The following is a 21,838-nucleotide window of genomic DNA, read 5'->3' as shown; positions in this document are numbered from 1 at the left end:
GCACACCATGCCCGGGAAAATATTTTCCCTCACATGACGTACCCCATTGTACCTTTGCTATATTGTTTTTTTATAGCTTGTATGTCGTTTTGTATATAATACAACAATCGATAAATAATGTCAACAACCCACCTGTAACCTTGTAAACAAAAATCGGTCAGCCTCCTAAATAGAAAGCTGACCGATTTTTCTGTTGCTATGCTTAAAAACTTAATACTTCTTCTAACTCATTTTTGATAACCGTTACTTGCGGTCCGTAGATAACCTGAACACCAGTACCACTTTGCAGCACACCACGACAACCACTCTCTTTTAGCATTCGCTCACTCACTAAGCTGCCATCCTTGACCGTTACCCGCAAACGGGTTGCACAGCAATCCAACTCAACGATGTTAGCCTGTCCGCCCAATCCCTTTATGATAAGGTCCGTGCGCTTCGCGTCCTTGTCACCAACCACCGAAGCCTCAGCAGATTCTACTGTCTCATCGTCATCCTCGCGACCCAACGTCTTGAAATCAAACTTCAAGATAAGGTATTTGAAGGAGAAATAATAAAGGAAGAACCACGGAATCCCCACCATCGGAATATACATCCAATTTGTTTTATCATTCCCCTGCAGGATACCAAACAAAATCAAGTCGATGCAGCCTCCCGAGAATGTCTGCCCAACGGTAATCTGCAAAATATGCGCCAGCATGAAAGCACAACCATCAAAGAATGCATGCAGCACATAGAGCATCGGAGCTACAAACAGGAAAGAAAACTCAATCGGCTCTGTAATTCCTGTCAAGAAGGAGGTGAGTCCTGCCGAAAGCAGCAAACCACCGACCAGTTTTTTCTTCTCCGGCTTAGCCGTATGATACATGGCCAGGCAGGCTCCCAACAAACCAAACATCATCGTGATGAACCGACCAGACATGAAGCGGGAAATACCGATGTAATACTGCGAAGTATTCGGATCGCCAAGCTGCGCAAAGAATATTCGCTGCGTTCCTTCTACCAACTGGCCCTGAATGACTTCCGCACCACCCAGAGCTGTAGTCCAGAACGGCAAATAGAAAATATGATGCAGTCCGAATGGTCCCAGCATACGCAGGACAAAACCATAGATAAGGGTACCGATATATCCCGTCGACTCCACCAAGCCGCCCATACCGAAGATGAGCTGCTGAAAGTGCGGCCAAACCACAAACATGAGCATCCCTAGGAAAATAGCCGAAAATGAAGTAACGATTGGCACGAAACGTGAACCACCAAAAAAGCCTAGGAACTGCGGCAATTCAATCTTATTGAAGCGGGCATGCAACAAATACGTCATAATACCAACGGCTACACCGCCGAAAACGCCCGTTTCCAAAGTCTGAATCCCTAGCGACATACCCTGGCCAACACCAGCCAGATTATCTTCAGCCAAAGTCCCCGTTATTTTGAGCAGCGCATTGATGGTAGAATTCATAACCAGCAGTGCCAGTGCTGCTGACAACCCCGCCGTTCCCTTATCCGAACGCGCCAGGCCGACGGCTATGCCAATAGCAAACAGGATTGCCAAATTGGCAAAGACCACATTGCCAGCAGCGGCCATGATGGCAAATATATTCTGCAGCCAGCCAATATCCAGGAACGGATACGCCTTAATCGAATTTGGATTCGACAAAGCTCCGCCAATCCCCAACAGGATACCAGCTGCCGGCAGAACCGCTATCGGAAGCATAAAGGATTTACCAAAGCGCTGCGCCTTGGCAAACAAAGAACCTCCCTTAGTCTGTGCAAACATCTCCATAAATAAATCCCCCTTTGATTACTTTATGAATCACCTTGCAGTACATGGGCAAATTTTGCCGTGATTAACTGAGGTCTGGTAATCGCCGACCCCACAATAGGTACATAAGCTCCTACCGCCATAACCCTATCAATATCTTCCGGCACATTGATGCGCCCCTCCGCAAACACCGGAATGGACAACTTGCCAGCCAATTTCGCTACCAAATCCACATCGGGGCCTTTGAGCTGCGGCGAATAGGGCGTGTATCCCGATAATGTCGTGGAAACAGCATCAGCGCCCAGAGCCGCCGCAGCCACCCCCTCCTCGTAAGTTGAAATATCTGCCAGCACCAAGCGTCCCTCCTGATGAATACGCGCCACCAAAGCCTCTGCCTTCTCCCCCGCAGGTCTTGGCCGATCCGTCATATCCAGGGCAATCATCTCACAGTCCGTGGTCAGCAAATCTTCCACTTCCTGCATTGTCGGCGTAATGTAGATAGGCGAATCCTCATAGTTGCGCTTCACCAGCCCTATCACTGGCAAGTTCGTGACTTTTTTGATTTCGTTTATATCCACACTGCTTTGTGCCCGTATTGCTTTTGCACCGCCCTCTTTGGCCGCCAAAGCCATACGCCCCATAATAAAGGGGCTGTGCAGCGGCTCATCCGGCAGAGCCTGGCAAGACACAATAAGCTTGCCTTTTACTTCGGATAAAAAACTCATGACTATCACCTCCTTCTTATTTTTTGGTTATATTTACCCCGCGAATTGAAGCTGGCAGCATAGATGCCGCCGCTTCATCCACGATAACCACCACATCCCGATGCAACTGCAAAATTGACGCTGGCGCCTCTGGCGTCACATCACCGCATACAGCCTTATAAACCGCCTTGGCTTTATTTTTTCCATTGGCCAGCAGGATAACGTGCTCAGCCATCATGATGGTTTTGATTCCCATGCTAATAGCATAACGAGGCACTTCGTGGATGCTGGCAAAGAAACGGGAATTTGCCTGTATGGTTTCCTCATCAAGCTCCACCTTGTGCGTAGTGGCGGCAAATTTCACATCCGGCTCGTTAAAGCCGATATGGGCATTCTGTCCAATCCCTAGCACCTGCAAATCAATGCCGCCCTTGGTCTCGATAAGTTTTTCATAGCGTTCCCCTTCGGCTATCATATCTTCCGCCATCCCATTCGGCAAATATACATTTTCCGGACGAATGTTGATATGCTTAAAAAAATTCTCCTGCATAAAATAATGATAGCTTTGTGGATTATCGGGACTCATGCCGATATATTCATCCAGGTTAAATGTCGTAACTTCGGAAAAATCCAGCCCCACCGTCTTATGGACTGCCGCCAGACGCTGGTACATAGAAACCGGCGTACTACCCGTCGCCAATCCCAAAACACTATCCGGTTTTAAATAAACCTGCCCAGCAACAATGTTTGCCGCTTCCAGCCCCATCTTTTCATAAGAATCCGTAATAATTATCCGCATATCACTACTCCGCCCCGCTTAATATCCGCACGGCTTCTGCCGTCCGTTTTTTATTGTTCAATGCCTCTTTCGGCATATTTTTTACGACCTGCGTATACAATACATCCATAACAAAAAACTGTGCCAGCTTAGCCATGATAGAACCTGTTTCCAACAAAGATTCCTTCGCCACATAAGGGATACAGGCATCCACATAGCCCGCCAGCCCGGCATCGGAATTTGCTGTAACCAAAATACAATAGGCCCCACCTTCATGCGCCAGTTTCAGCGTATGCATCAGCTCCGGCGACTTGCCCGACTGGGATACCGCCAGCATTAAATCTCCCGGCTTCGCCAAAGCTGCCATCATCAGCATATCGTGACTATTATCAAGCCCCACGCTATCCAAACCAATCCGGCAAAACTTATATGCCGAATCCCGGGCGGTAAAGCCCGAATTTCCCAATCCAACAAATAATAAGCGCTGCGCCTGCAAGATTCTTTTTGCACAGCTCTCAATCAACCCTTCCGGCAAATTAGCCAAAGTTCTTTCCAGCGTGCTTATGTTGACCTCAAGCAATTTACGCCCGGTAACCAAAGCAGATTCCTCTGCAATTATGTCCCGGCTGATAATGTAACTGCGGCTATTTTCTGTCAATTCTGCCGCCAGCGCCACCTTAAATTGCTGCATACTGCCATAGCCCATTTTCTTCACGAATCTGGTAACTGTAGCCTCACCAGTTTCACATGCCTCAGCCAACTGGGAAATGCTCATATTCGGCACCTCGCGGGCATACTCCCGCAAATACCCTAAAAGCCGCTGATCCGACTTGGATGGGCGAAATCCCGGTGCCTCTATTTGTGGCAATATTTTCATCACACACCGCCTTTATGAAAATTTATTTCATTTTATAATGTAATACTACCACCATTCACTAATTCATGCAATAAATTTTCACATCGCATCACTAGACATGACCTGCAACTCCCCAGGCAAAATACGCAGGCGCCAAAAGTCATCCCACGGACGCGCCTCGGCAAATAGGCGAATGACTTTTAACACGCCGCCATGGCTGACCACCAATATATCTTTTTGCTGGCGGCTGGCAAGCAATTGCCACTTTTGCCAGGCGGCAATAACCCGCTCGGAAAATACACGGAAGCTTTCCCCCTGCGGATAGCAGAACGCCTGCCAATCGTCACAAAGCCTCTGCCATGCTGCCGGTTCTTGCCGCGCTATGTCTTGGTAGTGGCGCTTCTCCCAGCGGCCAAAGTCGATTTCCTGCCAATCCGGCTCAACGAGGAAGTCCCCGTCAAGCCCGGCAGCTTCGCGGACTATTTCCGCCGTGTGCCGTGCCCGCTCCAAGGGACTGGTAAGGAGCAGCAGATCCCTGCCCGGTCCTGCCGCCCGTAATTCCCGCAGGGTGGCGCCGGCCCTTTCTGCCTGCTGGCGGCCTTTTTCCGTCAGCGGACAATCAGTGCGCCCATAGTACCCCCCCTGCACATTACCCAAGGCCTCACCATGGCGAAGCAGATAAACCTTCAAAGAATTGGATTCAAAGCCAGCCATGATAAGCCCCCAAACAGCAAAGCCCCAGAAAGAGTATCTCACTTAGTTCATCCCCAGCACCAAGGGTATCCCCCGTCATGCCGCCCAAGATGCCTGAGATGTAGCGGGTGAAAAGCCGCTGCCAGACAGCCAGCAGCAGATAGGCCCACAGCAGCCAGTAATTCTCTGTCATGGCATATACCAGCAGAGCGCCAAAGCCTACCGATACCAGCACGCGCCCCCAGGTAACCTTGCCGATGAAAAGATTGCCCAAGCCTTCTTTGCGTGCATACTCCGACAGCATCAATAGCGGGTTGCAGGCCCGCGCCGCCGTCGGCATCAGCAGGATAACCAGCGGGATCAGCTCCTCGGGCAGCAGCAACAGTCCATGATACCGTGCCAGGAACACCAATAGCAGGGCACAGGCCCCATTGGTTCCCAAGCGGCTGTCCTTCATGATTTCCAGCATGCGTTCCCGCTTACGGCTCGAATAAATGCCATCACAGGTATCAGCCAAACCATCGAGATGGAAGGCCCCTGTCAGGAATAGATTGGCCCCCATGGCAAAGAATACGCCTGCCTCCGGCCCGGCCATTACACTACCGAGCATATACGCTAGGGCATTGATTCCGCCAATGATTAGCCCCACCAACGGCAACCAAATAATTGCCCTGGACAGCATTCCCTCCTCAAAGGGAATCTGCCAGGGCAAAGGCAAACGCGTAAAAAATTGTAACAGTAAGACAAAAGAACGCAGACTACTCATTTTGCGGCACCACAACTTTCTGATAGTAATTCTTCCATTGTTTTCATGTTATAAACAGTATACAACATCGTCCGCAACATAGATAGTCCAAGGATAGCCCCGGTTCCTTCGCCGAGGCGCAAACCTGCCTGTATTGGCACCTCATCGGGATGGATTCCCGCCGCCTGCAGGGCGTATAGCATGCCCGGCTCCTGCGACATGTGGGAAGGAATCGCCATCGCACTGACCGCACTGTCAATGCGCGCCGCACAGGCTAGAGCCACTGCCGTGATAAAGCCATCCAGCATAAAGGGGATTTTCCGCTCGTGGCAGGCCATCATGGCACCGCAAAGAGCCGCAATGTCAAAGCCGCCCACACAACGAATGATTCCCTGGGGCGCTTTCATCAGCGGCCAATATTTTTGCACGGCCGCATGAATGACTTTCCGCTTACGCAAAATCACCTCCGGATGACCAGGATTTGCTCCATAACCGGTAATTTCCAGCAGGCTTGCGCCGGTAAGTGCATGCAAAACTGCCGTCGAGGTTGTGGTATTGCCAATTCCCATCTCCCCGAAGGACAAGAGATTGCAGCCGGCCACCTGAGCCCGTTGTACCATTTCGGCCCCTGCGTCATAGGCCTGCCAAAATTCCCGCTCCGTCATAGCCGGACTTTCCAAAAAGTTTTTAGTTCCCTGGGCCACCTTGCGATCAAGGCCAACGGCCTCATGGCTGTTTATGCCCACATCGACCACCGCATAGGGAACGTTCTGAGCCTTGCAGAAACAGCTGATTGCCGCCCGCCCCTCTACCATATTCTTAGCCTGCAGATAGGTAATGGCCTGTTCCTGCCGGACTACCCCGGCGGTGACTACACCGTTATCGGCCGCAAAAATATAATGATAGGGCCTTATCCTCTCATAAAACTTTGGCCAGGCGCGAAATAATTTCTGCACCTGCTGTTCTAAAAGCCCGAGGCTTCCCGGTGGGATGGCCATCCGCGCCGTCATACGTGCTGCTGCATCCATCATATCTTTAGTTCCACCCCGCTTTTCTTTTCCCGCATAAGAACTTCCGTCAGATGAACCACCTGAGCGCCAGCTTCTAATGGCGGGATACCCTGTTTGTAGATGTTCGAAACCACCGTTCGCTGGGATTCGGGCTTCTTGCTGCTAGCTTTATAAGCCATATATACGCTCATGCTTTCGCCCGTGGCCAGTCCCGGCCTCTCCCCAATCAGCTGAATCGTAACCGTTGCCCCCAAGGCCTCACTGATCTTGTCCATAGTAGCCACGCGGCTGTAGCGCACAAAAATCGGCGTTCCCACGCGATAGCCCTTTTCTTTGAATCCATCCATCATAATGGCATAGATATCCTTGAGGTTCGCATTAATGGCAAAGCCACTGAGGCCATCGGCAATCACCAGCTGTACATCGGGATTATGAATGCAGTCCCGCTTGATGGCTTCCATGGTCACATCCGAAAATATCCGGCCCCGGTCGGGCCGCCGCACGTATTCTTCCTTATTCTGCACCAGGGTCTGTACCTTATAGAACCCCATTTCATCGATAAGCGTCTCATCGATGTCCGTCCAGACGGCATCCTGGGCAATCGCGTGATCCGCCCGGAACTTGAGCAGCGTTTCCGTCTTGTAGCGGTCCCCGGCTCGGCCAACGCCCAGACGGGCATTAGTGGTCTTCTTCAATCGCTTGATCATCGCCAGGCTCTGGGGATGTTCGATTAAAACCCGCTCCTTCACTTCTGGCAAGGATATATCGCTTACAAATTCCTCTGTCTCATTCATACCGCCATACCTCCCGACAGGGTTTCATTCCCTGCAAAAAACAGGGACAGGTCCCCGGCCTTTGCCGTAAGGTTCCCCGCTTCATCCAAAATCTCCAATTCCTGCATGCGCTGGGCAAATTCGGCAATGGGCTTTTTGCCCGTCAAGCGCCGCAGAGCTGCCACATCGTGATAGCTCGTCGTCTGATACATCAGCATCACATCGTCACCGCCGGGAATGCCCATGATGTAGTTACAGTCCGCCATAGCCAGCATCATAGCCAGATTTTCCAAATCGTTCTGGTCGGCCCGCATGTGATTGGTGTAGCAGACATCACAGCCCATAGGAATGCCAGTGAGTTTGCCCATAAAATGGTCCTCAAGGCCTGCCCGTATCATCTGACGGCCATCATAGAGGTACTCGGGCCCGATAAAGCCTACCACCGTATTGACCAGGAAGGGATGATACCGCTTGGCAAAGGCATAACAACGGGCTTCCATCACCAGCTGATCCGCGCCGTGATGCCCATCGGAAGAAAGCTCCGATCCCTGCCCCGTCTCAAAGTACATGAAGTTTTCGCCCGTAGAATTTTTCTTCTCCCGCATAATGGCATAAGCCTCATCCATTAGCGCCACATCAATGCCAAAGGCCCGGCTGGCCGTTTCGGAGCCAGCCAGACTCTGGAACATCAGATCCATGGGGGCTAGATTCTTTTCCAGCACCTTCATCTGGGTCGTGACATGAGCCAGCACGCAGTTCTGGGTGGGAATCTGCCATTTCTGCGTAAAGATATCAAACTCCCGCAGAATGCTGGCAACACTGTCGATGGTATCCACCGCCGGATTGAGGCCGATGACCGCATCCCCCACACCATAGCTGATGCCCTCCATGACCGAAGCCATGATGCCCGCGGGATTATCCGTTGCATGGTTGGGCTGCAGCCGCGAGGACAGTGTCCCTGGCCGGCCAATGGTCGTATTGCAAGTAGCTTCCACCGGCAGCTTCCGGGCCGCATATACCAAATCCATATTGGACATAAGCTTGGTCACCCCTGCCACCATCTCCGCCGTAAGCCCCGGCCGGATGGCCTGGAGTTTTTCTGGCGACTCCCGCAGCAAAAATTCCCGAAACTCCCCCACCGTATAGCCCTTTATCTGCTGGTAGACTGTATCGGACACAGCGTCCTGGTCGGCCCGGGTGATGTCATCTTCTTCGTAGGAAACCACGGGATTTTCCCGCAAATCCTTTAGGGTCATATCGGCCAAAACTACTTTCGCCGCCACCCGTTCCACGTTGCCGCTGGCCGCAATGCCAGCCAGCATATCACCGGATTTTTCTTCATTTGCCTTGGCCAGCACCTCTTTGACATCCCGAAAGGCATAGGTCTGACCAAAAAGATTTGTCTTTAGTTTCATTGCGATTGCCTACTTTCAACTTTTAAAAATCAGCGTCTTGACTACCACCGGCACTGTGCCGGCAACCGATTTGCCAATATCGATATAATCGCCGGGCTGGGCGTGGATGCGGTCAAGGCAGATGACCTGCCGCCCCCCGCCCCGATGCTTCAGCAACAGCCCCAACGCCTTGGCAAAGTCCTGTTCCATGACAACGAGCAGGATTTGTTTCACCTCCGCCGTTGCCGCCAACAGCCCATCGGCTAGCTTTATTAACTCTTCATAGGAACCGCCCGCCGGGCCCGCCAGCGCAATGGCAACCTGCTGATGGGGCGGATAAACGGCCCGCTTCAAGCGGTACTCCTGCATCAACGCCTTCGGCCGCTCCGGATGCTCCAAGCGAATAACGGGAACATTCGTAAGCGGCACCAGCTCATCATCCATCATGACGGTACTGCCGCTCAGCCGCACGGCATAACTTCCCGCACCAATAACGGTGGCTCGGATGCGTTCCCGGGAATTAAGCAGCTGCACAGCCGTCTGCGCTGAAAATACTCGCCAAAAGGCCGCGCCAACCAGCGGGCCGATGTCACCATACCGCAGGATATCGTCCCAGCTCACCACCGGTGTGTCCTTGATGTATTCTGCCACGCCCCCCGAAAACATCACCGCAGACAGACGCCCCAGCCGTTTGCCATGACCGATATATAGTTTCTGTTCCACCTTGGTAAGCGGTTCATCAAGACAAACCCGCCGACAAATATCGGCAAAGGCCTCGGCAAGTTTTATAAGCTCCCCAAGTTCTGCTTTCCTCCCCACCTGCAGCGACAGCCCCAACGAAGCGATTAAAGGCTCAATGCGCGGGGAAAGATAGTTCACGCAGTGGTTCGGATTGAGCCGCACCAAACGCCCGCCAATGTCCAAAGCAAAGGCGTCCTGAAGTTCCCCGCCCAAAAAGACGGCCACATTGGTCGTGCCACCACCGATATCGAAATTGGCCACGGCGGCGGGATATTTTTCCGAGTAATCGGCCGCGCCGGCGCCATACCCTGCCAGCACCGATTCCAAATCCGGTCCGGCCGCCGCCACGACAAAATCGCCAGCAGCGGCGGATAATTGCTCCACCGCCAGTCTGGCATTTTGCTTGCGCGAACTCTCGCCCGTGATGATAACCGCCCCGGTGGCAATATCCTCCCGCTTGACCTTGGCCCTGGCATACTCAGCCAGCAGCAGCCGGTCCAGGGCTTTGGCGTCGATATTGCCATCATCACAAAGGGGCGTAAAATACACCGGGCTTTTGTACAAAACTTCCTTTTGGGTGATTTTCACATCGGGTACCGCCGTATAGGAATTGTCTTCTAACCGCAACCGGCTGAAAATCACCTGGGAAGTGGTGGTGCCGATGTCAATGCCGGCACTTAGTATTTCCTGCGCCATGGTCAGCCTTCCTCATCCAAGGCATCGAGCACGCCGAATTCCTCATCAAAGGGACGGATATGCTTGTTGCCATACAAGAAATAGTAAGCGATGGCCAGGGCATAAATCCCAATTACATAAGGTAGAACTTCACTTGACGCCATGACAAGGCTCACGAGGCAGAACACGGCCATAAACGCGCTCACGATGGGAATTAAAAGACTTGGAACCTTGAAGGGACGATGCAGGGCCGGCTCCTTATGACGCAGGATAAAGAAGGAAACCAGACTGGTAAGATACATGACCACCGAACCATAGCAGGCAATCGTAATGACAAGATCCGTAAGTCCCGTAAGGGCCGTGAACAAGCAGACAATTCCCGGCAGGATAAGAGCCCATACCGGAGTATGATGTTTCTCGTCAAGACGAGCCAGGAATTTCGGCAGATATCCTGTGCGGGCCATGGCGTAGGTCTGACGGGAATAGCCCACGATGATGCCATGAAGGGACGCCACCAGGCCAAATAGACCAATGCCACTCATAAGCAGTACCGGTAGCGTTCCTTCCCCATAAGCGGCGCTAAGGGCCAGAGGCAGCGGGAAATCCACCGCACTCACCGCATCCACATCAGCTACACCAGCCGTCAAAAAAAGTGTCAAAATCGCCATAACCAACAGCGTTGCCATGCCGCTCAAAAAGCCTTTGGGAATATCGTGCTGAGGGTCCACCATCTCCTCGGCACTCATGGCGCCGCCTTCGATGGCCAGATAAAACCAAATAGCAAAGGGAACTGCAGCCATCAGGCCATCAAAACCATGAGGCAAAAGGGGCGTGGTAACCACCCGGGCCATATCGAAATGCGGTGCCGCAAGGCCCCAATAGATTACCAAGCCCAACAGAGCAATGACCGTTACCGCCAGCTCAAAGGTCGCCGAAGTTTTCATGCCCAGATAGTTCAAAAAGATAAAGAAGAAAAATGCCGCTACTGTCGCCACCATGGGGTCGATGGCTGGCAGTAAGGCATGTACATAACCACCAACGGCTAAGGCAATAGCCGGCGGGGCAAAGACAAATTCAATGAGGCAGCTGATGCCATTTAGATAGCCGCCGAATTTTCCCATGGCCCGCCGCGCATAGGCTGATGGGCCGCCAGCATGGGGAATAGCCGTTGCCAGCTCCGAATACGAGAGAATAAACGTCACATAAAAAATCGTTACCGGAATCAACGCCAGCGCCAGTCCCATGACACCGCCAGCGGCAAAACCATAACTCCAACCAAAATAATTGCCGGAAATGACCAGTCCCACGGCCAACGACCATAGATGAATCGGCTTTAGTACCCGGGTCAGGTTCTCCTCACCCTTCCCGGCCATTTCCCGTGTTACCACCATTGTGCTTCCATGTTCCATGCTCATACTTATTCCTCCTATCGCACAAAAGCCAGCCTGCTCTGCCGATGCCTTTGGACATCCGCAAAACAGACTGGCTCCTCTGCCTGAAGTATTTCATTCTTCCTCATCAAACAAAAAGACGCCTGACCGGAGGCTGGGCCCAGCCTCCAATCAAGCGTCATTGCTATCTTGATGATGTAGTAAATATATCATACAACATAGCCGCTGTCAAGAACAGGTTTTACACTTTTATCTCAATCAGCACATTATTGCGGCAATCAAATCAATAGGAAGCTACTGCATCCAATGCCTTGACGCCATAGGATTTTTCTACATGGACAGCCTGACCGCCCGTGAAGATCACGAGGCAGACATCCGACGGAGCGTTAGCCTTGACATAGTCGAGATCAACCTGCATGAGCTTGTCGCCCTTCTTGACCTGCTGGCCCTGCTCGACGAAGACCTCGAAGCCCTGGCCACCGAGTTTTACAGTGTCAACGCCGAAGTGGATGAGGAACTCCGTGCCGTCAGCGGCCTTCATGCCGATGGCGTGCTTCGTATCGAAGACGAACATGACCTCGGCATCGCACGGAGCAACCACATTGCCGTCAGCCGGAGCGATGAAGAAGCCATCGCCCATCATCTTGCCAGCAAAAGCAGCGTCCGGAGCTTCCGTAATGGCATGAGCCGTACCAGCTACCGGCGCATAGAACTCATGCTCACCATGAGCTGCTGCCGGAGCCTCAGCCGTAGTTTCTGCCTGCTCCTCCACTGCCGGAGCCTCAGCCTCTGACTCAACTTCCGGAGCCGTAGCCAGATACTCTTCGAGGTTCGACTTGATGACAGCGACCTTCGGTCCATAGATGACCTGTACGCCCGTGCCCTTGACGATAACACCCGAAGCGCCCGTAGCCTTCAGGAGTTTCTGGTCAACCAGCTCGGAATCTGCTACCGAGCAGCGCAGACGCGTTGCACAGCAGTCAACGGACGTGATGTTGCGCTTACTGCCAAGAGCGCGTGCGATAACCGGGCTGAGCTCATCGCCAGCAGCACCAGCAGCGCCCTCTTTGCGGGCCTTGACGTCAGCTTTCGTATAGAGCTTCGTCTCTTCATCATCATCCTCGCGGCCCGGCGTCTTGAAGTTGAACTTCTTGATGAGGAACGAGAACGCAAAGTAATACAGGAAGAAATAAACGATACCAACCGGGATGATGAGCATCCAGCTCGTCTTGTCATTGCCCTGCAGGATACCGAAAATAAAGAGGTCCAAAAGACCGCCGGAGAAAGTAAGACCAACGGCGATATTGAGCATGTGCGCAATCATGTATGCGGCACCAGCCAGGATAACCTGAACACCGAAGAGCATCGGAGCAACGAACAGGAAGGAGAACTCGATCGGCTCCGTGATACCCGTGAGCATCGAGGTAAGCGCTGCAGAAAGCAGCAGGCCGCCAGCGACCTTTTTCTTCTCCGGACGCGCGCAGCGGTACATAGCAAGAGCAGCACCGGGCAGACCGAAGATCATGAAGATGAACTCACCGGAGAAATACCGGGTAGCGTCAGCACTGAAATGTGCGACATTCGGGGAAGCCAGCTGAGCAAAGAAGATGTTCTGGCCGCCCTGTACGAGCTGGCCATCGATCATCATGCTACCGCCGACCCCCGTCTGCCAGAACGGCAGATAGAATACGTGATGCAGACCGAACGGAATCAGCGCACGTTTTACGATACCGAAAATCAGCGTGCCGATATAGCCCGTGCCCGTAACGACGTTACCAAGACCGAAGATGAGGTCCTGAACCACCGGCCAAACAAAAGTCATGGCGATACCGACGAACAGGAAGACCACCGTCGATACGATAGGAATGAAACGGGAACCGCCAAAGAAGGACAGAGCATCGGGAAGCACAATCTTATGATAGCGATTGTGCAGGATGGAAACGCCGATACCGACGATGATACCGCCGAAAACGCCCATCTGCAGCGACATGATGCCGCAGCTCGAGGCAATCGTACCCTCGAGCACGCCCGGGGCAATCGAGCCATCAGCCAGGATTTTTCCCGTCAGCTGGAGCATTGCATTACAGGAAACATGCATGACAAAGAAAGCAATCATCGCAGCCAGTGCCGCAACTTCTTTCTCGGCCTTTGCCATACCAATGGCTACACCAACGGCAAAGATGATTGGCAAGTTGCCAAAAATCGTACCGCCGGCAGCGCTCATAACCGTCAGCAGGGAATGGAGCACGGTTCCATCCCCAAAGATGGCTTCCAGTCCATAGGTCTTGATGGTCGTCGGATTCGTAAACGACGCACCAAGGCCTAACAAGAGACCTGCAATCGGCAGGACTGCAACTGGCAGCATGAAACTGCGGCCAACGCGCTGCAGCACGCTGAAAATTTCGTCTTTCATTAGACACATCCTCTCTCGTCCAATAAAAAAAGCATTTACCTGCTATTTAACCCGAGTACCATAGCAGATAAATGCTTATTACCGGACACACCATAAAATATTTACCGCGGTTATTATAACATAGCCGACCAAAATACTTCAAGACTCACGTCAAAAAAAATGGCTTTCGAAGCAAAAAATGGAACATTGTTACAAAATCGTTGGTTTTTTAGTATTTTTTTACATTTCAGCCAACCGTTTGCGTAACATATACCAGATTTCGAAAGCCAGCCGTTTTCCTCTTTTGACAAAAAAAACAAAAAACAGCGCAGCTCCGAGGGGCTCCTCGGAACTGCACTGTTTTCGTTTTTAAGGATTATAATCTAAACTTCTCCATCTCGGCCTGCAAATCGCCAGCCAGCTGAGCCAGACTGCGGGCTGCATCGGAAATCTCGTGCATGGAAGCACTCTGCTCCTCGCCTGCCGCCGATACAGACTGGGCTTCATCGGAATTCTTGCCGCTGGTCGCCGCAATATTGTTGCTGGCCTGCAGCATCGTTTCGTTCTCTTCTGCCATCTGCTCAATGCCCTTGGCGATGGTCTGGATCTTATCCGTCAGCTGATCGATGACCACAACGATTTCCTGGAACGCGCCATCGGCAGACTGTACGGTGCTGATGCCTTCCTGCACACTCTGCGCCCCACTGGCACTGGCCTCAACCGCCGACTTCATATCCTGCATATTGGCCTGTACGAGCTGTGCGATCTGCTGCGAAGACTGATTGGAACTCTCCGCCAGTTTGCGGACCTCATCCGCTACTACGGCAAACCCGCGTCCGGCTTCGCCAGCCCGGGCTGCCTCGATAGCAGCATTGAGTGCCAGAAGATTCGTCTGCTCAGCAATACCGGTAATCATCTGCACGATGTCTGCAATCTGCTGGGAACTCTTGTCGAGTTTTTCGATGGACTGCTGAATACTGTCCGTGCTGGCAGTGATATTATTCATCTGCCTTACTGCCTCCTGAATGGACTGGCGCCCATCGGTAATCTTCGCCTTGGCAGCCACTGCATTATCCAGTACCATCTTGGTATCACCGACCAGCTCTTTGGCATGTGCCGTGACATCTTCCGCCGTAGCCTGGATATTGCCAGCCTCTACCGCCTGCTCGCTGGCGCCTTCGGCGATATTGACGACGCTGTCTGCGACCATATGCGAAGCCTGTGCCGACTGGTCAGCACTTGCCGTAAGCTGTTCGCTGGCCGCAGCCACCTGCTGGGACATATCGGTTACATGGCGGATGACCTTGCGCAGGTTCTCAATCATATGGTTGAGCGAGCCGCCCAGAGCGCCCATTTCGTCATTGGCTGCGACATTGACATGACCAGTCAGGTTGCCATCGGCAATCTGCCCAGCCTCCTCCATCAAGTGTCCGATGGGGTTGCCTACCCGACGGTTGAAAATACCGATGAGCACGACGCAAAGTATCAGCATGACGATAAGGGCCATGACGATGCTCGTGTATTTCGCCTGCGTAATCGGGCCCGTATAATCAGATTTCGGTGCGACAAGAACCAGATTCATATTGTCGATAGCAAGCGGCACCATCATCAGATAGCTGTCCTCACCCAACGCATCGCTTTCTACCAGCGTCAGTTCCTGGATACCAGCAACCTGCTTGCCCAGCGCTGCCACCGACGGATTGGACTCTTCACTCATCTTGACCTTCATGTTCTTGTCGTTATCCTTATGGCCAAGATAGTAACCATCCTTGCTGAGCAGGAAAGCATAGCCATGTTCGCCTACTTTGATGCTCTGTACATAGTTTTCCAGCTCATCGATACCTACATCCATCGTGATGACGCCGGCGGCTTTTCCATTCTTGGTAAAACCGCAGCTGCTGGTCAGCATATTCGTCCCGGAGGTATCATCATGATAGGGTCCATCCCAGAAAACCTTGCCAGGATTAGCCAGAGCCTCTTTGTACCAAGGATAAGAAAAATAATTATAGCTGGCCGTGCTGTACTCCATCGTCAGCTCGATCTGGCTGCCCTTGCGCATCTGATAAGGACCGTAGAATTCCATTCCCTCCTGATAAGCGTTCGGCTCAAACCAATAGCCGCTGCCGAGTACCAGCTTATCCGATTCGATAAAGCTCTTGGCGGTCGCGAGCAAAACTGTATTGTCATAGCTTGCCATATTGCTTACCGCACGGGAAAGGCCTTCGCCCTTCTGCTCGATCTGCAGCAAGCGCTGATCGAGCTTGGCAGCAATCCCCTGCCCCTGCTGTTCCAGCGTAGCTTTGACTTGCGCTTCCATACCTTTTTGGAATTGCGATACATTGATGAATGTCTGTATCGCTAGCAAGACACCCGTAATAACGACAATACATGTTATAAACAGTGTCTTGATACTGCCTTCTGGTTTCCTCATAATCTCCTCGTCCTCCCTTGTTCCATTGAACAATCACATCCTTTCCCTTACTGGATTCTACGGAGGACTTGATTTTCCTGCATAAATTTACTTTTACCGCCGAATATCACTTATCCCGCAGTGACCGGATTTATCCATCACTCGAGAACAAGCGTCGGGCGATAGTCGTAGTCAAACATCAGATAACTAGAATCCGCATAATTGATGCAGCTGATTACGACCTGATATTTGCCAGCCTGTGGCAGATCCGTCAAAGGAATAACGTCACTAGCGCTCGTAGCTGCGCCCGGTGCCAGGACACGGTTCAGTTCCACAGCCTGAACCGTATCTCCCGTTACAGGGCTTTTCATAAACTCACCATTCGGGCCAACAGCTCTGACCAGCAGATCGAGGCTCTTCACCTGCTTGCCAGTATCATTTTGGTACAAGAAGCACAATTGCGGACGGCCAGATGCATCAAAAGAAATCTGTGCATCGGCTATCGTCAGCAATTGCTGACCAGTTTCTTTTAGACTTACTTTTAAATTTTTCTCCTTAATTGCTAACGTTCCTGCCGCTGCCGCCGGCTGCTGGGTCTGCTGGGGCTGTGCCTGTGACGGCTGGGTTTTATCCTGCTTCGTGCTGCTCCCGCCCGGTGCTGCCGGCTCGCTTACCTCCGTAGACGGCTTATCCTTTGCATCTGAGCCCGAGACGGCAAAGAAAACACCACCAACTGCCACTACCGCCGCCAACGTCAAACCTACAATCTTCAGCGTTGAAGCTCGTTGTGGTTGTTGCTGTGGATAATAGCCCCCCTGCCTGTTCATCTGCGAAGCCGTATGCCCCATCGGTGGCTCCGGCGGCTGGATAACCGTCTGCGTTTTCGCGGGCCCTGCGGATTCCTGTGTCAACCGTGCACCACAAATTTTGCAGAATGTCGCATTATCCGGCAGCTGCGTGTTACAATTTTTACAAAACATAATCGTATCCTCCATCCATCTTTCATAAGAATTTTTCCGCTAGACACCATAGCACGTAAAAAATATAATTTCATTAAAATTTGCACGATTTAACGGATATCTAATCGAAGATTAACGCTTAGCAAATAATCCCTGCGTAGTATGTATAAGAAACAATTGTATAAACTATCTATATTTGATAGCTTAGCAAATTATTATTTAAAGTGAGGAATTTTTATGTTTTGCATGAAATGTGGTAATCCATTGGAAAATGATTCAAAGTTCTGTTCAAGCTGCGGCACGCCTGTAAACAGTCCAGGACCAGCAGCAAATCCAAATACGACTGACCAAAAGGCACCAGAATTTGCCACTGCTGCAGCTCCCCCTATGAACATGAACTACGCCGCCAGTGGCGCAGCGTCCGGTCCGGCAAACATGATTTTCCCCCCTGCGCCTGAGGATTTAGCGCTTCTGCAAAAAGGCTGGAACCTCTGCCGGCTGGCCTTGTTTCTCCCCTTCCTCTACGGCATCGTGCAGAATTCCCTGCATCTGCCACCTATGCCGCCCTACATCTCGCTCTTCTCTTCCTCCCTGCTTTGCATTGATAAAAACTACTTGGAACGCGCAGGATTTCCGCTATCCAAATGGTATTATCTTGCAATATTCCTCTGCCCGCCAATTTATTTATATCGTCGGGAAAAATTGACCGGTCATCGTCATTTCTTCTCATATTTCTTTGGCGCCGCCTATCTTTTCGGAGTCCTGGTCTTCCTCCTCATCATTATCCTGGGCCGCTTCCATTGAATCTTTGACCGCAAGCGTTTAGCGGCAAAGGGGACGTCCAAGTGCGACGCGAAAAAAACTGCAAATAAAAAATGAGGATAATCGCATCAGCGATTATCCTCATTTTGCATTCACTTTTCCCGCAACGGCCGGATTTTCTCTACGAGCTCGATCACAGCCTCTTTGGCGTTGCGATTGTATTTTAGTTTGCTGACACCCTCATGCTTTTGCTTATAGGCATCATAGTCGGTGACGAGCGAAACCTTATCGCCTTTCCTGAAAGTATCCAAGATAGCCAGTACGTCTTTTTTCCGGGCACACCATTCTTCCGTGAAATCGTTGATTTGGTTGGCGACGATTTCCTCAATGCGCGTCTCGATCACCGTCCGCGCATCAAGCCCCTTGTACTTTATCGGGTCTTGCTTCATATCCTCCCAGAATCCGCCAATGACATCAGCCAATGCCGGATTTGTCTCACGAAGTTTAGTAATATGGTTGTCGATGGCTTCATCCTCAATAGGCGCAGCGATGAGGACATCCTCCTCGGGCATGTAGCTCTGAATCAGTGAAAGGATATAGCGATAGTCGATGGTCACGCTGGTGATGTTCTCGAGCTCATAACCGATATCGATGGCAATCGGCTCGTCTTCATCTTCTTTTGACTTGCGCAGTTCTTCGATAATATTGCGGTATTTGCCGCTATAATCGTTAAGCATTTCTTTATGGACGCCATACTCCGAAAGGTCATGATCTTCCCACTCCTGATAGACCTGCAGCTCCCCGCTGAGGCGGTCGACCTTCTGGAAGGCCTTGGCAAATTTCTGCATGGCACTGCGGTCTGTCAGCGCATCGACATTTTCAGGCGTCGGCGCCAGACTCTTAAGTTCGTTAAGCGCCTTCCGAAACTCCTTTTCCAGCTCCGCAAAAGCTGGCGCACTGACTTCATTGGTACCACCATGGCTGTAAAGCAATAGCGCGCCATCCACCGCCTCCTTGTACTCCGCCGAGCGCTGGAAGATGACAATCATACCATAGCGCTTGCTCTTATCATAGATGCGATTGGTACGGCTGAAGGCCTGAATGATATTCTGCGGCGCCATGGGCGGACGGTCGACAAACAAGATGGCACAGGGCGGCGCATCAAAACCAGTGAGCAGGCGGTCTACCACAATGACGAGGTCAAGCTGCTCCTTTCGCTGTTTATAACGGCCTTTCTTACGCGCCAGACGGTCATTGAGATTCGTATTATAGGCCGCCAGGCTGTCCAGCCCGAACTTCGTCCCAAACATTGCATTATAATCGTTAAGGGATGCCTTCATCGCCTGCTGATTAGCGATAGAATCTTCCTCGTTCTCCGTGACGGTGTAGGTAATGGCAATCTTCGGGAAATCGACGCATTTCTCGCGCACCGAAGCCGCAATCTTCCCCTCCGCAATATACTGCTGGAACAAAGTATAATACTTCTGCGCAATCGCGATGGATGGCACGGTGAGGATGGCTTCATAGGCTTCGCCCTGCGGTGCCTGCAAACGGAATTTGCCCGCCGTCTTGTTGAGGATGTATTCGACCACACCACGGCGATGCTCGTCGTTATCGTAGGCGTCTTCCCCTTCATTTTTATAGAAAGTCTGCAAGACACTGCGCTCACGCACCACAGCATCCTGCCCTGCCAGCGCCGTGTAGCTGCCCGCCCCCAACTGCTCACCGATTGTCAGGATGGTATTCTCCGACAGGGAGTCCTTATAGTCGATTTGAAAGCCCAGCACCGCCTTGTTCTGCAAGGCTTCCTTAATGGTATAGTTATGCAGGCAGGGCCCATAGAGGGCCTCCGTAGTGCGCGCCAAATCGCCCTTGCGCTGGCGCTTGTTCTCGTCAAAAATTGGCGTTCCCGTAAAACCATACCAAAGCGAATGGCAAAAGAACTTCTGCAGCTCCCGCTGGGTCTCCGGCGTGACCGTGCGATGACATTCGTCGACAACAAAGGCGATGCACAATCCATGGAAGCGCTTCGCCGTCGGTGAGTCCTTCTTTGCTTCCCCATTGTACCGCTTCATGATGATCTGCAGCTTCTGGATAGTCGTGACAATCACCAGCCGGTCTTTGTTCTTGAGCTTCTGCAAAAGCTCGTGCACGTTATCGGTATCGTCTACATCAATGCTGTCATTTTCGGCATAGGCCTTGAACGCGAGCGACGTCTGCTGGTCAAGGTCTTTGCGGTCAATGAGGAAAATCGTCTTGTCGATGCCCGGGATAAGCGAGAGATTCTTGGCTACGGTATAGGAAGTCAGCGTCTTGCCCGAACCGGTCGTATGCCAGACAAAGCCCGACTCCTGTCTGGCCGACGCCCGCTTGACCGCCTCAATGGCATGGACCTGATAGGGCCGCAGCAGGATGAGCTTATGACGCTCGGCATCAATGACACTGTAATGACCAATCATCTCATGCGCCGCAGGAATCCGCAGGACTTCCCGCGCAAACTCCAGATAATTCTCCACCGGCTCATTCTGCTGATTGACCCAAGCCGTCAGGAACTTCTCATTGAGATTCGAGCCCGTATCGGCCGCGATATAGCGCGTATTACTGCCATTGGACACCACAAACATCTGCACCATGCCAAAGAGCCCGCGGAACTTGCCCTCGAGACTGTACTTCTTGATTTGACGGAACGCATCCATAAAAGGATGCTCCTGATTCTTGAGCTCAATATGAATCATCGGCAGGCCGTTAATGAGCAGCGTCACATCAAAACGGCGCTCGCGGTCATCCACATCCTGCTTATCGGAAACGAACTGGTTGATGACCTCATAGGACGAACGGCCGCCCGCAATCTCGCGGTTGCTGACTGCCATAAGATGAATCGTCCCCTTGCTGGCATCCTCGCGCGTAAGCGGGATAACCGCCTCGCCATTCTCCCCCGCCAGCCACAGTGCCGCCTTATAAGGGCTCTTGGCCACATCGAGCATATACTCCCGAATCTGATGGAACTCGGTATCGGTAATAGGCTCCCCATCAAGGGCGGCTTGATTGTTCTGATTGAGCTTATCGCGGAAATTCGCCCAAAGCGACGCTTCATCCCGAATATCCTTGCGATACGTCCACTGCGACACATCCTGCGTCAACTGCCGTATCAAATCCCTTTCCATCACAGCCTCGCTCTGCGCCATGTTCATGCACCTCGATTATCACCTCGTCATTGACGAGGATTTATTTTATTGCTATAATTTGTATATAGCAAAGGGTGCTTCACACAAGGGTATTAGCCCGTTTTGATAGTCACAAGAAAAATGACCGTCTAGTTTTGCAGGCTAGGGGCGGTCATTTTCTTGTATTCCAGTCTTTTCCGATCATATAGCCTAAACTAAAGGTGGCTATTGCAAAGCCGATTACGGCCAACAAAGACTCTATTGTCATCAGAAATCCCTCCCCATACATATTGAACTGCTCCCCGTCAAGAGGACAATAAAAAAATATAAGATTTCTTTGGTCGGCAGATTCGTCTGCCGGCCTTTTTATGCGGCTAAATACAAGGTATGTTTCTCTATCGGTGTTAGGATACCAAGGTTACGTTGCACACGCTTGTGGTTGTAATAATGAATGTATGCTTCAATCGAACGCATAAGTTCACACTTGCTGGTAAAACGTCTGCCGTAGTACATCTCCCGCTTAAGGATGCCCCAGAATCCTTCCATAGGACCGTTGTCAATGCAATGGGCTACACGGGACATGCTTTGTGTCATTCCCTGTTTTTCCAGTTTGTGGTGGAAATTCCTGTTCG

The 21,838-nt window shown here is 51.7% G+C and carries 17 protein-coding genes; 1 reads left to right on the top strand and 16 read right to left on the bottom strand.

All coding sequences use genetic code 11. The annotated features are described in order from the left end of the window. Window positions 1–202: 202 nt before the first annotated feature. From BLQ36_RS12305 to BLQ36_RS12240, 14 genes are all read right to left on the bottom strand, one after another. Window positions 203–1,780 (bottom strand): PTS transporter subunit EIIC, encoded by a 1,578-nt coding sequence (locus tag BLQ36_RS12305; RefSeq protein WP_074515864.1) that lies wholly within the window; start codon window positions 1,778–1,780, stop codon window positions 203–205. 23 nt (window positions 1,781–1,803) lie between these two features. Continuing rightward, window positions 1,804–2,484: an N-acetylmannosamine-6-phosphate 2-epimerase gene (locus BLQ36_RS12300; protein WP_074515863.1), complete on the bottom strand. Its 681-nt coding sequence runs from the start codon at window positions 2,482–2,484 to the stop codon at window positions 1,804–1,806. A gap of 16 nt (window positions 2,485–2,500) precedes the next feature. Next, window positions 2,501–3,262, bottom strand: coding sequence for a glucosamine-6-phosphate deaminase (gene nagB, locus BLQ36_RS12295; protein ID WP_074515862.1), 762 nt, complete (start codon window positions 3,260–3,262; stop codon window positions 2,501–2,503). A gap of 4 nt (window positions 3,263–3,266) precedes the next feature. Next, entirely contained in the window at window positions 3,267–4,118 is an 852-nt protein-coding gene (locus BLQ36_RS12290) for a MurR/RpiR family transcriptional regulator (RefSeq protein WP_074515861.1), read from the bottom strand. 78 nt (window positions 4,119–4,196) lie between these two features. After that, window positions 4,197–4,811 (bottom strand): histidine phosphatase family protein, encoded by a 615-nt coding sequence (locus BLQ36_RS12285; protein WP_074515860.1) that lies wholly within the window; start codon window positions 4,809–4,811, stop codon window positions 4,197–4,199. Continuing rightward, window positions 4,798–5,556, bottom strand: coding sequence for an adenosylcobinamide-GDP ribazoletransferase (gene cobS, locus BLQ36_RS12280; protein ID WP_081342360.1), 759 nt, complete (start codon window positions 5,554–5,556; stop codon window positions 4,798–4,800). The genes BLQ36_RS12285 and cobS overlap by 14 nt, the downstream gene beginning before the upstream one ends. Next, on the bottom strand, window positions 5,553–6,566 hold the full coding sequence (locus BLQ36_RS12275) for a nicotinate-nucleotide--dimethylbenzimidazole phosphoribosyltransferase (protein WP_318260988.1): 1,014 nt from the start codon (window positions 6,564–6,566) through the stop codon (window positions 5,553–5,555). The genes cobS and BLQ36_RS12275 overlap by 4 nt, the downstream gene beginning before the upstream one ends. Then, entirely contained in the window at window positions 6,563–7,339 is a 777-nt protein-coding gene (eutC, locus tag BLQ36_RS12270; RefSeq protein WP_074515859.1) for an ethanolamine ammonia-lyase subunit EutC, read from the bottom strand. Before eutC ends, BLQ36_RS12275 begins: the two co-directional genes overlap by 4 nt. After that, on the bottom strand, window positions 7,336–8,733 hold the full coding sequence (locus tag BLQ36_RS12265; protein ID WP_074515858.1) for an ethanolamine ammonia-lyase subunit EutB: 1,398 nt from the start codon (window positions 8,731–8,733) through the stop codon (window positions 7,336–7,338). Before BLQ36_RS12265 ends, eutC begins: the two co-directional genes overlap by 4 nt. A 15-nt stretch (window positions 8,734–8,748) precedes the next feature. Then, a complete protein-coding gene (locus BLQ36_RS12260; RefSeq protein ID WP_074515857.1) occupies window positions 8,749–10,149 on the bottom strand; it encodes an ethanolamine ammonia-lyase reactivating factor EutA in 1,401 nt (466 codons plus the stop codon). Between the two features lie 2 nt (window positions 10,150–10,151). After that, a complete protein-coding gene (gene eat, locus BLQ36_RS12255) occupies window positions 10,152–11,543 on the bottom strand; it encodes an ethanolamine permease (RefSeq protein ID WP_218970083.1) in 1,392 nt (463 codons plus the stop codon). Between the two features lie 259 nt (window positions 11,544–11,802). Next, window positions 11,803–13,932 (bottom strand): PTS transporter subunit IIABC, encoded by a 2,130-nt coding sequence (locus BLQ36_RS12250; RefSeq protein WP_074515856.1) that lies wholly within the window; start codon window positions 13,930–13,932, stop codon window positions 11,803–11,805. A 355-nt stretch (window positions 13,933–14,287) separates the two neighbouring features. Further along, window positions 14,288–16,342 (bottom strand): methyl-accepting chemotaxis protein, encoded by a 2,055-nt coding sequence (locus BLQ36_RS12245; RefSeq protein ID WP_074515855.1) that lies wholly within the window; start codon window positions 16,340–16,342, stop codon window positions 14,288–14,290. 137 nt (window positions 16,343–16,479) lie between these two features. Then, on the bottom strand, window positions 16,480–17,301 hold the full coding sequence (locus BLQ36_RS12240) for a zinc ribbon domain-containing protein (protein ID WP_180364883.1): 822 nt from the start codon (window positions 17,299–17,301) through the stop codon (window positions 16,480–16,482). Between the two features lie 216 nt (window positions 17,302–17,517). On the opposite strand from BLQ36_RS12240, the gene BLQ36_RS12235 reads away from it, so the two are divergent. Then, window positions 17,518–18,084 (top strand): zinc ribbon domain-containing protein, encoded by a 567-nt coding sequence (locus BLQ36_RS12235; RefSeq protein WP_074515853.1) that lies wholly within the window; start codon window positions 17,518–17,520, stop codon window positions 18,082–18,084. A gap of 110 nt (window positions 18,085–18,194) precedes the next feature. Here BLQ36_RS12235 and BLQ36_RS12230 read toward each other — a convergent pair whose 3' ends face one another. Both BLQ36_RS12230 and BLQ36_RS12225 read right to left on the bottom strand, forming a co-directional pair. Further along, a complete protein-coding gene (locus tag BLQ36_RS12230; protein ID WP_318260987.1) occupies window positions 18,195–21,233 on the bottom strand; it encodes a type I restriction endonuclease subunit R, EcoR124 family in 3,039 nt (1,012 codons plus the stop codon). A 339-nt stretch (window positions 21,234–21,572) separates the two neighbouring features. After that, the coding region (locus tag BLQ36_RS12225) for an IS3 family transposase (protein WP_026766842.1) at window positions 21,573–21,838 on the bottom strand (266 nt) is incomplete at its 5' end.

This window comes from Selenomonas sp. WCT3 (assembly GCA_900100835.1).
Taxonomy (GTDB): domain Bacteria; phylum Bacillota; class Negativicutes; order Selenomonadales; family Selenomonadaceae; genus Selenomonas_A; species Selenomonas_A ruminantium_E.
The sequence above is the reverse complement of the archived record's forward strand: the minus strand, read 5'-3'. Positions and strand labels throughout refer to the sequence as shown.

What these genes read in the sequence shown, in the direction of transcription:
- BLQ36_RS12285 (WP_074515860.1), bottom strand. Translation starts at nt 4,811, where the DNA reads ATGGCTGGCTTTGAATCCAATTCTTTGAAGGTTTATCTGCTTCGCCAT.
- nagB (WP_074515862.1), bottom strand. Translation starts at nt 3,262, where the DNA reads ATGCGGATAATTATTACGGATTCTTATGAAAAGATGGGGCTGGAAGCG.
- eat (WP_218970083.1), bottom strand. Translation starts at nt 11,543, where the DNA reads ATGAGCATGGAACATGGAAGCACAATGGTGGTAACACGGGAAATGGCC.
- BLQ36_RS12290 (WP_074515861.1), bottom strand. Translation starts at nt 4,118, where the DNA reads ATGAAAATATTGCCACAAATAGAGGCACCGGGATTTCGCCCATCCAAG.
- BLQ36_RS12300 (WP_074515863.1), bottom strand. Translation starts at nt 2,484, where the DNA reads ATGAGTTTTTTATCCGAAGTAAAAGGCAAGCTTATTGTGTCTTGCCAG.
- BLQ36_RS12275 (WP_318260988.1), bottom strand. Translation starts at nt 6,566, where the DNA reads ATGATGGATGCAGCAGCACGTATGACGGCGCGGATGGCCATCCCACCG.
- eutC (WP_074515859.1), bottom strand. Translation starts at nt 7,339, where the DNA reads ATGAATGAGACAGAGGAATTTGTAAGCGATATATCCTTGCCAGAAGTG.
- BLQ36_RS12305 (WP_074515864.1), bottom strand. Translation starts at nt 1,780, where the DNA reads ATGGAGATGTTTGCACAGACTAAGGGAGGTTCTTTGTTTGCCAAGGCG.
- BLQ36_RS12250 (WP_074515856.1), bottom strand. Translation starts at nt 13,932, where the DNA reads ATGAAAGACGAAATTTTCAGCGTGCTGCAGCGCGTTGGCCGCAGTTTC.
- BLQ36_RS12245 (WP_074515855.1), bottom strand. Translation starts at nt 16,342, where the DNA reads ATGAGGAAACCAGAAGGCAGTATCAAGACACTGTTTATAACATGTATT.
- BLQ36_RS12260 (WP_074515857.1), bottom strand. Translation starts at nt 10,149, where the DNA reads ATGGCGCAGGAAATACTAAGTGCCGGCATTGACATCGGCACCACCACT.
- cobS (WP_081342360.1), bottom strand. Translation starts at nt 5,556, where the DNA reads ATGAGTAGTCTGCGTTCTTTTGTCTTACTGTTACAATTTTTTACGCGT.
- BLQ36_RS12265 (WP_074515858.1), bottom strand. Translation starts at nt 8,733, where the DNA reads ATGAAACTAAAGACAAATCTTTTTGGTCAGACCTATGCCTTTCGGGAT.
- BLQ36_RS12240 (WP_180364883.1), bottom strand. Translation starts at nt 17,301, where the DNA reads ATGTTTTGTAAAAATTGTAACACGCAGCTGCCGGATAATGCGACATTC.
- BLQ36_RS12230 (WP_318260987.1), bottom strand. Translation starts at nt 21,233, where the DNA reads ATGAACATGGCGCAGAGCGAGGCTGTGATGGAAAGGGATTTGATACGG.
- BLQ36_RS12235 (WP_074515853.1), top strand. Translation starts at nt 17,518, where the DNA reads ATGTTTTGCATGAAATGTGGTAATCCATTGGAAAATGATTCAAAGTTC.